Origin of the sequence: Pseudomonas sp. GM18, from assembly GCF_000282195.1 — a bacterium.
GTDB lineage: Bacteria > Pseudomonadota > Gammaproteobacteria > Pseudomonadales > Pseudomonadaceae > Aquipseudomonas.
This window is the reverse complement of record NZ_AKJT01000044.1, coordinates 91,353-104,165: the sequence shown is the minus strand read 5'-3', so window position 1 is coordinate 104,165 and position 12,813 is coordinate 91,353. Positions and strand designations below refer to the sequence as shown.

Genomic DNA, 12,813 nt, shown 5'->3' with positions numbered 1-12,813 from the left:
TGGAACGTCGCTCCTCTGAATCCAAAAGCGCTTACGTCGTCTTCAATGACTCCCGACGCGCAAGACTTTCTCTAAAATCATTCGGGTGCTTGCGTTAACCCGCAATCTTTATTGCAAGCTCAGCGACGTGTTTACCCTGGAAACGCGCAATATCCAGTTCATTTTGTGACGGTTGCCGTTTACCGTCAGCGCCTGCCAGGGTGGTCGCGCCATAGGGCGTACCGCCGGTGATCTCGCTCATGTTGGTCAGCCCTGCGCAGGTGTAAGGCACACCCACGATGACCATCCCCTGATGCAGGAGTGTGCTGTGGAACGACGTAATCGTGGTTTCCTGGCCACCGTGCTGGGTGCCGGTCGACGCAAAGACACTGCCGATTTTCCCGACCAGCGCGCCGCTCATCCACAGTCCGCCGGTCTGGTCGAGAAACGTGCGCATCTGTCCCGCCATATTGCCGAAGCGTGTCGGTGTACCAAAGATGATGGCATCGTAATTGCCCAGCTCGTCAGGTGTCGCCACCGGTGCCTTCTGGTCAAGTTTGACGCCGATGGCTGCTGCCTGTTCGGCCGGGATGGTTTCAGCGACACGCTTGAGCGTCACGTCTGCGCCGGGTACGGATCGTGCGCCTTCGGCCACTGCGCCAGCCATCGTTTCGAGGTGACCGTACATTGAGTAATAGAGAACCAGTACCTTCGCCATGATTTTCTCCTGGATTAAGCGCCATTCGATGGATTAGGAAGATCTTGGGTTACACCACTGCCAACGAACAGCAGCGGCAGGCGTAGCACTCGGTCACGAACAAAACGGCGGCTCACACCCACCCGACTGCAGGGACTTTGACGGCATGCGGATTAACACTAGCAGCTCCGTATGCTGCCTGCTGGGCAGTCAGAGAAGCTATTCGATTGATGGCAGATGGCAGATGGCAGAACGTGTAGCGGGGAAGGGCACGCAGCAAAGAGGGCCTCTGTTATAGGTAATTCACTTCACTCAATGCTGATGGGCATGCGAATGGATGGTCAGGGCCCCCGGTACTTTGGTGCGCTCGAGCCCCCCATGTTCCAGCCACCGGAGGGTCTGCTCATAGGCACGCTGCAGCAAAGACTCGGTCTGGTCAAAGTTGAACACCGAGACATCCACAGGGCACAAGGGCGGGACGATGTGCAGGCTGGTGAGAGTGCGGAAGTGTTCGATGTCGTTCACCAGTTGACGCATGCTCATCAGATTGACGGTGTGCAGGGCCAGGGCGACCAGGCCTCGGGGCGGTTGTGTCAGGGCGCAACTGACCCCGGTGGGGATTACCACGACGTTGGTGGCTCCCAAGGCTACGGCAGTCGAAATAGGTGTATTGCTTGCCACGCCGCCGTCAACCAGGAACTGATCGGCGATCTGTACGCAGGGGAACACCAATGGGATGGCAGCGCTGGCCAGTAACGCCTGCTCAAGTTCACCACTGGACAGAACCGTCTCGGCGCCACTGAGCAGGTCGGTGGTGACGATGTGTAGGGGCAGCGCCGCATCCTCAATACGATGAATGGGCAGTGCCTGACCCAGCAATCGGTTCAAGGCCGCCGGCTGCAACAGAAAACCACGCCGTTTGAGCAGTCCTCTACAGGTATCGAGCCAGGAGAGGGGAAAGATGTCCGTTTTACTCAGCCCGCGCCAGAATCCGGCGAGCGCCTCGACGCCATCGGAATCGGGCCTTGCGGCAAAGTAGGCACCGTTGATAGCGCCTACCGAAGCGCCAACCACCATGTCGAATCGAACATTGGCCTCGACCAAGGCCCGCAACATACCCACCTGCACCGCACCCAAACTGCCACCGCCAGCGAATACGATTGCGGTTTTGGTCGCCATGGTCGAGGTCTCGGTGCGGAGATGTATCGAATTAGTGTAGCTGGTGGGGTGGTGTTGCTTTGGGGGCTCGCTACATGAAGCCATACCAGAGTAGTGGATCACCTGATCGTGGCCGACATAGATTCCGTGATACGTGTAGATGTCGGAGCCGACAGGTTAGGAGAGACCCAGCGAGGAATGTAGGCATGCTTGGTCTCCAGGAGACGTGCTTTAAGGAAGCGGCAACGTGTTCATCACATTCATGGATGGCGATGCGCTATCATCGATAACTCTTGTACAAACACTTACCGCAGTGACTGTGGGTATCGAGTAAAGACCATTTTAGGCGGTTCTCCCGGACGGCCTTTTAGCGGCATAGGAGACAGGGATGTTCCGTCGTTTAGCTCAGTTGTATTTTTCGAAGTGTGAGTACGTCAGCTCCCTCCTGAATCATGCGATGGGACAGTACAAGCGCTACAGAAAAGCTGGCGACAAAGCAGTGGTCGCCGCACGTGAATATCTGGCTGTACCCAGCAGTACAAATGTCTTCGAGCCGCTGACGCCTGTTCTTTTGGAGGTAGATCGGTCACACCGTTACGAGAGTGAGCTGTTGAGCGCACTGAGCAACGACCAGATTCGAAATATCGCGATTACTGGTGAGTATGGCGCCGGCAAAAGCAGCGTTATCCGAACGTTTGTCGATCGTCACCCTGAACTCACCTATGCATTAGTATCGCTGGCTGCCTTCGGTAACGATCTGAACAGGGGTGGGGCAGGGAAGGTGACCTCGGCTGACTTTCCCGTCGCTTCCGCTGAATCCAGTTCAAGCGCTATAGATCCCAAAGGTGCAGAGAAAAAAACCGATTCGGATATTTTGACGCGCATCGAGGAAACCATCGTTCAGCAACTGCTGTACGCGGTACCGTCAGATCAACTGCCGAAGACTCGATTGAAGCGAATCATCCAGGCGTCTTCGTCCATCATCTGGTTGCGTGCAATTTTCTCCGTTCTGATGATCTTAGGCGTACTGAGACTTTACGTCCCGACAGTCGAGAAGCTACCGAAAGTCGACCCCGCTTGGTTGGTCGAATGGCTTCTATGGATCCCGGGGTGGGCAGTCGTTCTGGTGCTGGGGGTTGGTGGCTTCTACATGATGTTCTCGGCGTTGAAGCTGCTTTCCCTGTTCAGCATTGACGGCTTCACGATCAAGGGTGGAAAGCTGGAAACGACCCACCACGGCTCCGTGTTGCACAAAAATGTTGATGAAATCGTCTACTGCTTTGAACGCAGTAAGATCGACATCGTGGTGATCGAGGATCTGGATAGATTTGGCATTCATGATGTTTTCACGCGGCTGCGGGAAATCAATTTCATCATCAAGCAGTCCCCGCAAATCAAACGACCGGTTTACTTCCTCTATGCGCTCCGGGATGAGCTGTTCGCCGTCGGTGAGAAAACGAAATTTTTCGACCTGATCATTCCGATAATCCCCGTGGTCAACTCCGAGAACTCTCGCGAGAAAATGTTCGAGATGCTTCGTGAGCGACAGTCCAATGGGGTAGCGCTGGACGTTGGGCTTAATGACTCGTTGGTCGAAACCGTTTGTTACCTCATTGATGACATGCGGTTGATCAAGAATATCGTCAACGAATTCGACATGTTCTCCAGCATTCTTGGCGGCGGCTCAGGTTTGAAGCTTGATCCGAACAAACTGTTTTCAATCATCGCGATTCGCAATCTGCATCCGGCTGAATACGCTGAATTGGTAAAGCGACGTGGGGCTATTTACGAGACCATCCATGGTTTCAATGAGTGGCGGTTCCAGCAGTCCAGGCAAACTGAAGATGCCTACCAGGCGTTACGCGAAAAGCGGGAGAGGCGGGTACAGGAAATCGCTGAGAGTGTGGCAGAGCTGCGGGCGTACGTTTGGCTTGAGCTTCTTAAAAAATCAGACCTTGACGGCCCGAGTCATGTTCAGGGGGAACAAGGCAATAAACTTACTCTGATTGACTTTGTTAAAGATGATGTTTTTGAAAGGGTTTTTAGTCAATCAACTCGACTGCAGATGCTTCTCTTAGACTCCTACGGCCGATTGATTAACCAGTCGTCAGTGGTTGTGGGCACGAAGGAATTACTGGCGTCCACGTCTTACCAAAAAAGGTACGACCTGCTCCAGCGTACGCTTGTTGAGATTGACAATGAAATGTCCGAGCAGCGAGTCGAGGCCGGTCGAATCAACCACCAGACCTTCCGGACAGCTGCGAAAAAAGGCTATGGCGAGGTCATCACTCAAAAGCTGAATGGTTTGGACGTCGTCATTTACCTGATGCGCCACGGATACTTCGATACCGATTACACGGACTACTTCGGTTATTTCTACGAAGGATCCCTTACATCCGAGGACAAGAACCTGATACTGGAACTGAGACGTGGCGTCTCCGTGGACGTTGCGACAGTGATTAGTGCCCCGAAAAAGGTCATGGAAAAGCTGGATACTGATGATCTGAGCGATGGCAGGGGCATCATTGTCACGCTGATCGAACACCTTTCTAGCTGCCCATACAGTGATCCCAGCATGAGTCATGAGCGCAGTAAACTCGCGACCATTCTCAGGAGTGGGCTTGATGGACATCTGGAAAGGATGGCGCACGCGACAGAGATTTTGGTGTCTGCCCCGACATCACCGAAGTTCATTCAAGCTGTTTATGTTCTGGAGCCTGGGCTGTTACGCGCGCTGTTGAACGCTGAGCGATTCGAATCAGCGGTATTGAGGCAAGCACTGATCAGTGCAGTCATGGATGAATTGGAGGTTGCCCAGCTCAGTCAGATTGACTCTATGCCGGGCAAGGAGATCTATGAAGCCATTGCGAGTCTGGAAGATGTCTCGCGCTTGATGCCTGGACTCGAAGCTGGAGGTAAAGGCTGGCCTTGGTTGACCGAGCTACCGATGCGCTTCTCAGCTCTAAATGACAGCATCGTCCTGGACGAGCTCAAGAAGCTGATCAAGTGGGGATGCATTGAGGTAAATCTGAGCATGCTGACGCTGATTTGCCAAAAAGCCGAATCCATTCAAGCAAAAAAAGCTGATCACAGCCAAAGCATCATCTCATATCGTCGGCTGCAGGCGCTGGAGATTAAGGGCCTGAATGACCTCCTGCTTGAGTCTCCAGAGGAATTTACAAACACGCTTCTAACCCAAGTCGGAACCCTGGACGAGTCCGCGGCGTCCTTTAACGAACTGCTACTGGCCATCTTGGAAGAATCGGACGATTCAGATGCCGTGGTTCAACTGTTTGATCGAACGACATGCACCTTCGACCGACTTGAAGACACAACTCCATCGCTGTGGGCGAAAATGCTGCTGTCTGATCGGGTGAAATTGAAGGCTGTTGCAGTTTGGACATTCTTCAAAGACATACTCGTACCTGCTTTGGAGCATAAAGGTTGCGAAACCTTGGATATGGAGGTCTTCGCAACCTTTATCCAGCGCCATGTAAAGGAACTACGAGGTGATCTCTGGGACTTCAATACCTCCATGCATCCAGAGCTACAGAAGTACCTAGTCGGCCCAACAGGGTTATCGAACGAAGCGCTTGAATTGCTCTTCGCGAATGTAGTTTTGAACGATCCTGGGATCTTTAAGGGACTGCAATCAAGGGAGCGCTGGGAGATGCTCGCAAGTGCGCCGTTTCTGGCATACGACCCTGAGATCCGCGAGTGCATCAGGACGTTCAGTGCAGATCTGGAAGCTCCGTATCTCGCGGCACATTGGGTACAGGCACGTGACCAAATTGATCTATCCCAACTGCCCATCGAAATGGCGTTGGCTCTTAGTAAAAGCGGTGCGCTTGAGCTGAATGAAAAAATCCAAATGTGGGCGGCGTTACCGATTGAAGCCTTCGATACCAACAGCGAGGCCGTCAAAGAGGTCGCTGAAGCTTGCAGGCTTGCTAATCGACACTCGACAAGCTTTCCGCCGGCGTTTATCCCCGCATTCAAGAAGTTCGCAGGTGGGGAAGGGCTGACTTCAGCTCAGCGCTCTGAGTTGTTGATCCAATGCCTACCGTTGTGTAGCTGGGAAGAAACTGCTTCCCTACTTGGCTTGCTGAGCGATGACGGCTTCACAAAGCTTTCACCACATGTCAAAAAAATTGAGGTGCCATACACCGATCTCAACATGAGGCTGGTCAACGCTCTTCAAACGAAAGGCTTCGTCCAGACCGTAACGGAGAAGGACGCTGTCATCATCGCCACTGCCAAGCCTAAAAGCATGAACTGATCCGCTATTTCTACTGTGAAGACGATGACTCTATGCGTCTACTCAAAGGGTTTTCATGCTTTGACAAAAGCAGATCGGAAAAAGCGATTGAATTTGTTGAGGCGTTTGATGCCTTGCACTGACCGCCTAGTGAGCTCGACATCTGATGATGGGCGTTTGAAGGATTTGTTTGGACTCATAATCAACCGTCTGGCCGTGTGGTCAGGTCTTCAAGGGATTGACTAGACTCACGTGTCTTCTGCAGAAAGCTGCACAAATAATCCTTGAAAACGGCTAACTATTACTAACTCGAAAGTTGCGATGGATCAATAAGGGATTGAAACTATGGTGAGTAGTCCAAAAGAGCAAAGTAATCCGTTTTCTACTGGTGGTGGTGGTGTAGTTTTTGAGAACAAAATTCAAGCAATTTTCACTTTAGCACTGCTTGCTGACGCTCCGATCCCTGGATTGCCGCATGCTGCAAGGGCCACATCTCTCAAGCTTCAAGCAAAATACGAGGGTGTCAATACGGACGATTTTGTGGTGGAGGCTGTTGACAAAACAGGCTCTACTTGCAGGCTGTATGGGCAGGTTAAGCATGAGATTAAAATCGGGAGTTCGGAAGACTCTACATTCTCTGAGGTGATGACTAGCGCCTGGAAAGATTTCTCAGGAGGGAACTTCAATCAAAAATTGGATGCTATCGCTCTAGTCGTAGGCGTCCTGCCGAAAAATGATGTCAACAACACCTTGCCAGTGCTGGAGTGGGCCAGGTACTCCAGCGACGCTGCAGAGTTTATTCGAAAAAGCCAAACGAAAGGTTTTACTAGCGATGCCAAGAAAAATCGCTTGCAGATGTTCAGGGATCAATTAAATTCCGCAAATGACGGGGTTGCCCTGTCGGATCATGAACTGTGGAGTTTTCTCAAGGTTTTTTATGTGCTGTCTTATGATGTAGATGCCAAAGCATCGGTCGTCAGCACTTTCATCAATGCATTGATTTCTTGCTATACAGATCAGCCACCGCATGCCGTAATGGCTCGAATTGTCGAGCATGTGCAAAGCTTTAACCACAACGGTGGCACTATCACCCGAGAAAACCTGGGTGAGCTCGGCGAAATATTCAAGCCAGCTGTGTCTACGAAGCTGGCACAGGATATCGTCAAGCTGAGCGAGCAGGGGGAGTATATTTACGAAGGTATCAGGGACAGCATTCAGAATGTGCACATCAACCGTGATATTGAAATGGCCAGCCTGGAGCAGCTGTTTCTAGAAGATGGAATCATTCTGGTTTCTGGCGATCGTGGCGCTGGCAAATCCGCACTGGTAAAACATTTCTTGAGTCAGCGATTGAAGGATTGTGTGCCTTTTTACCTTCGTGCTGAGGATCTAGACAAACCGAGCCTCGCTCAGGTGTTTAGCTCGATAGGTCTGGAGAGTACAATTGGGCAAATTGCTGGCCACCTCGCACTCATCAAAAATAAAATCTTGGTGATTGAATCCATTGAGCGCATCTTGGAATTGAAGGATCCCACTGCGTTTCAGCAGTTGCTGAGGTTTATCCAGAAGTCTGGTGGGTGGACGGTCATCGCTACCGGGCGAAGCTATGGCATGCAGCAGTTGACTTTCACTTATCTACAGCCGTCCGATATAAAGTTCCAAACGGTTTCGATAGGTTGCTTCACGATTGAGCAGTTATCGGAGTTATACGAGACACTGCCTGCCCTGGCACCGCTTATCAACAACCCTTCAATATCTGCAATCATGCGCGTGCCATTCTTTGTTGATTTGGCGGCTCGCGCATTGGCAAACAACCAAACTTTTACTGATACCGACACAGAATCTGAGTTTCGTAGCAGAATTTGGGACTCGGTGATTGCAAGGAGCGACAGGCGTGGAGAAGGTATGCCTGATCGTAGGGAGAGAACATTTGTAGAGATTTCGAAGAAACGTGCCAAGCGTATGGTGTTTGGTGTTCCAGCAAAGGATTTCGATGCTGGTGCTGTGGAGCAGCTTGAGGCCGACGATCTAATCCTCCGCGTCCAAAACTCATACGTCAGCCCGAGCCACGACGTATTCGAAGATTGGGCGTTGGATAAGTTTATAGATCAGGAGCATGAGGATCACGCGAATTCTGCTTCTGATTTTTTAAACGCTATCGGCAGCGAACCTGCGATCAATCGTGGTTTTCGATTATGGTTGCTGCGCCGCCTTCGAGAAGATGCGGCAGTAGTCACATTGGTGGAACAGATACTTTCCAGTGAGTCAATTCCTGATTACTGGAAGGATGAGACGCTTTCGGCAGTACTTCATAGTGACACCCCTAGCGAGTTTCTTAACTCCATTCAGATACTGATTGTTAATAACGACTTCGCGCTATTTGAAAAACTTCTGTTTATACTCAGAACAACTTGCCAGCGCCCATGGGAAGGCCTAAAAGGGTTTCTCCCCAGCGAGGCGCTCAAGCAACTGCCAAACACCTTAGTCCTGACCCCGTTTGGGCTAGGATGGAGTGCGTGCTTTGAGTTTGCCTATAACCACCGACAATCATTGCCTGTCGAAATTCTCAAGAGTGTCTCCGAGACGTTGAGTGTTTGGGGGGGTAGTTATCATTTAAGCGACTGGGCAGATGCAGCTCTCAGGGAGGCTGCATTATTAGCCTTGCAGATTATCGAAGTAAACAAAGACTCTTATTCGCGCGATGAGATGAGATCTAAACTGATCTTAATTGTCCTGAGGCTAGCTCGTGTGATAAGAGAAGAGCTTGAAGCACTGCTTGAGCGTGATGTATTCATGGCCAAAAGCGCGAGTAGGCCATCCTATGTCAGATCGCTCACCCAACTAGCGCTCAATCGAGAAAGTGCTGGTGTGCTGTGTCAGCATATGCCCGACACTGTCATACGTCTGGCGCGTCACGAGTGGTTCAAGGTGGAAGACGACCATTATTATGGTTATAGACGAAATGATTCGTTCGGGCTTGAAAATGTCGACTTGTCCCCTGGTTCAAGTGGTCTGAAAGGGCCCTTCCATGCGCTGTTAGCTTTTCATTCTGAAAGAGCTATCAGCTTCATTCTCGAACTCTGTAATTGGTGTACGGATGCCTTGGTTGAAGCACAGTCACCTGATACTAACGCTGCGCCGGAGTGGTCAGACCTATACGATGAATCGAAGCTTGCCCAGGTCACTCTAAGGCTGAACAATGGGTCAGACATCGTGCAGTGGGTATCCCCACAGCTTTGGAAAGCATATCGAGGGTTATCTGTAGTACCTGGGATGCTGCACTGCGCAATCATGGCACTGGAAAACTGGCTGATCCGACAAGCTCAATCAGAAAGCAACGATGCCGAATTCAAAAGAGTTTTCAACTACCTTCTTGAGAATAGCCGTTCTGGATTGATTACAGGTCTCCTGGCATCAATTGCAGTCGCCTTTCCAAAAAAGGTGGGGAGCGAAGCCCTTCCTATCCTTAGGTGTGAGCATTTCTACGGCCTTGAGATTAACAGGGTTGTCAAGGAACGCACTCCAATGGGGTATCCACGAGTTCCCTTCGGTCGAGAACCGCTCGCGGAAGCCTATATTGATGAGCGCAAGACGTCTAATACGCGTCCTTGGAGAGCCCGCTCACTAGAGGATCTGCTATTAGAAATTCAGCTTGATCCCGAGCTTCAGTCCCATGCACTGTCTATTCTCGATTCATTTAAAAACCTGCCACCCGAAGAGTCTGAGAGTATCCAGTACATGCTGCATCGTACCGATACCAGAGATATGACGGTAGTGCCAACACAAGAGAAGAATAAATTCGAGCTTAGAGTGGCGAAACCACTCCCATCCAAACTGGAGCAGAAAAGAGTCGCACACAATGCTCAACAAAGTTTCGATCAGCGCATTTTTCGCTTGCACAGATGGTCTGATATGGCCTTCAACAATAATGACTCTAAGGCTGACCTGTATGAAACCTATCCTCAAGCATTACAAGAGGCCATTGGGCTGCTAGATGATCTTGCTAAGGAGGTGGCACAGACAACATTTGGAATGATGGCGCTGGGTGCAGCCGTAACGACGGCCGCAATTGGGTTGCGCGATCATTTGGACTCACTGTCTGATGAGGATCTTGACTGGATCATCCAGCAAATAGTGCAGGTTATTAGTTACGGGGCTAATGATTTCAATGGCCTTGCATCCGCCGGCATGGGCGACTTGGCTGGAGAATCGGCTTGTGCTTTTATAATCCCAAAACTGTTTGAAGTCGTTCCGGAGGAGGACTGGAACGAAGTTAAACATTTAATCGCGATTTGCCTGACTCATCCGAATGATTACGTACGGGCAGCTGCTGCGAAGGGCGTGCGTCATTATGTGTGGGCCATTGACAGGGACTTTGCATTGGCTTGTACTGCTTGGATAATGCGTCTTCCGGAGATAGAACAAAGCTGTTATATAATGATTAGGTCTGGAAGAGGAGGTGTTAAGGGAGAAGAAGCTATAGCATTTATGGATGGATACAGGTCAGAACTTGTGTCTGCGGAATTTTCATTCGACACAACCTCGTTTGTTTTTGAGGTTCGGCATGCTGGGGCGTTGCATTTGATATTGCTCATGCAACCTTTGGCAAGCGACGATGATCATGTTAAGGCCATCTTGAGTGGGGTTGTGAGCTATATCTGTGGCGGTCGCGAGGAAGATAGGGACTTGTGGGCTGACACAGAGGCTCAGGAAGCAATTCAAAAGTGTTTGGCGGAGCATATAGTGGCTTCGTCATCCGCTAATTTCGAGCCTGTTCGTGACTGGGTGCTGCAAGGCTGCCGTAATGATCCGTCTTTCATGTATATGGTTAAGCTTTCCGCTGAAATCGAACTAGAGAAGTCAATGTCTCTGGATGCTATCTGGGGCCTTTGGAGGCTGTACGAACCTGAGATGCAGTATGCTGCAACTGTTGATCCAGGCCTATTGCCGCATTCTAAGCGAGACAGCGTCAGAGAGTTTCTGAGGGGGATGCTGTATCTGAATTACCCTATGAGGGGCAAGGCTAATGAGGCTGAGCGTGCACGTATGACTCATGGAGCCCGCTACCTGATCGATTTCACGAAACAGTTTGTTATGAATTCGAGTGTTTTTGAGTCACTCGCTGCACACATGTATAACTATCCTGATCATTTTCTGCATGAGGGCATTCATACAGTGGCTGGAGCTCTACGCCTCGACCCAAGTCTGGCCTTCGAAGAAGTTAGCTCATGTTATTCCCTAGAGATGGCTGTTGCGCGTTTTTTAAACGTGGATGAGCGTGGGGAGTTAAGTAGGGCACAACACAAAGATTGCCTTACCATTTTGGATTGCATCGTGAAAGGAGGTTCTGCCCGAGCCTATTTTCTACGAGAGAATCTGGTCAGCTCGCGACGCATCTCCAAATAACGTTGGTGTGACGACCCTGGGCTGTTCGGCCCAGGGCTTGTCATCCTGGTGACCAGGAAAACATCCCAAAATTTAGGGACAATTTTCCATGCATAGCAAGCTCAACTCTTAATCTGGATAGAACATCCAATATTCTTCCGATTAACCAGTTTCACATAGCTGCAAACAGCTCAGCGGGGTTGGAAGATCGCTCTGGGAACTGCTTATTAATCAGCACCATGTATCACAGGAGGCTGAGTGGAGTCTGGTTTTCCGATTTACTGGTCTTCATCTGTGTTAACTCTGGTCAGATTCCGGTTAAGGGGTAGCGGTCACACTCGCGCTGTGCAGGCGGAGCTTTTGTAAAAGTTCCGCTCTGACACATCATTTAACATAATATACATTATGTGTAATAACGCATTACGTATTCAGGGGCGGTGCCGGTCAGATGCAAGCTCACACACCCCGTGTTTCCTCTCTGCCGATGGCAATCCCCAGGATCCTCATCTTTACTCGCTCCATAGACGCCGCCATCTCATGAGGCTTTGCATGAAGCATCTCGCCGCTGTGCTTTTAATGCTGTCGCTGTTATCGGGCTGCGACATCAGCTTCAACAAGATCCCGCCCAAGGTCATCGCGTCGGAGCCTGCTACCAAACAACAACAACGCCAAGTGTTTGAGGCTACGGTCGTGTTTCTGCAACTGCTTGATTCTGGCAAAGCCGATCAGAGTTGGTCATTGACCAGTCCGCTGCTTAAAGCTACGACCCCCGAGGTTATCTGGAGCAACACAGTCAAGGCGATGCGTCTGGGATTGGGCACTTTCGTGGAGCGTAAATCCGCCAATATCGGCTTCACTACCCATATCGATGTTCTCTACCGGGCCTGTAATGGAAAAGGTAGTTTTTCGCGAAGATGACAAGCAATGGCGAGTGGCGGGTTATTTCGTTTACAAAAGCTTCAGTATCGGGGGTGGTAACCAAGAAAGCGCCCTGACCTTTTTGTCTGCTGGTTATATTTCATTAAGATATAACCAAACTAAATAGCCGTGTAATTTAGTTATAGTTCGTTGTTAGGTATCCGGAATTTGCACGTCCATATTCGACTCGGCCGGATGGTCGGCGTAGTTCAAACCGATGCAGATGAATTTGCCGACCTGCCCGACGCAAGCGCCGATACTAGGTACCTATCCCAACCCGCCCTCCTCCTGTTTTCTTACTTCATCCTCCCATCCTGAAGGTTCAACTCAATTTGTCTGAACGTAATCGCGGACCCCGTTAGAGACATTGCTCCATAAGTGGATCAGTCATTTCAGTTTTACCCAGTTTATCCCAGAT

General features: G+C 50.6%; 5 protein-coding genes and 1 pseudogene. 3 read left to right on the top strand and 3 right to left on the bottom strand.

The genetic code is table 11. The features are described from left to right. Positions 1 to 94: 94 nt before the first annotated feature. Positions 95 to 697, bottom strand: a complete 603-nt coding sequence (gene wrbA / locus PMI21_RS14460) for an NAD(P)H:quinone oxidoreductase (protein WP_007938311.1) — start codon at positions 695 to 697, stop codon at positions 95 to 97. A gap of 291 nt (positions 698 to 988) precedes the next feature. Then, positions 989 to 1,855, bottom strand: coding sequence for a patatin-like phospholipase family protein (locus PMI21_RS14465; RefSeq protein ID WP_007938305.1), 867 nt, complete (start codon positions 1,853 to 1,855; stop codon positions 989 to 991). A 367-nt stretch (positions 1,856 to 2,222) separates the two neighbouring features. Here PMI21_RS14465 and PMI21_RS14470 point away from each other — a divergent pair, with 367 nt between their 5' ends. From PMI21_RS14470 to PMI21_RS14480, 3 genes are all read left to right on the top strand, one after another. Next, positions 2,223 to 6,113, top strand: coding sequence for a YobI family P-loop NTPase (locus PMI21_RS14470; RefSeq protein WP_007938303.1), 3,891 nt, complete (start codon positions 2,223 to 2,225; stop codon positions 6,111 to 6,113). A 324-nt stretch (positions 6,114 to 6,437) separates the two neighbouring features. Next, a complete protein-coding gene (locus tag PMI21_RS14475; protein ID WP_007938302.1) occupies positions 6,438 to 11,498 on the top strand; it encodes an ATP-binding protein in 5,061 nt (1,686 codons plus the stop codon). A gap of 528 nt (positions 11,499 to 12,026) precedes the next feature. Continuing rightward, the gene (locus PMI21_RS14480; protein WP_007938301.1) at positions 12,027 to 12,395 is read left to right on the top strand and encodes a DUF4019 domain-containing protein; all 369 of its coding nucleotides are present in this window, start codon (positions 12,027 to 12,029) and stop codon (positions 12,393 to 12,395) included. Positions 12,396 to 12,566: 171 nt separating this feature from the next. Here PMI21_RS14480 and PMI21_RS29505 read toward each other — a convergent pair. After that, positions 12,567 to 12,659, bottom strand: a pseudogene (locus tag PMI21_RS29505) (ureidoglycolate lyase); the annotation flags it as partial. Positions 12,660 to 12,813: the final 154 nt, after the last annotated feature.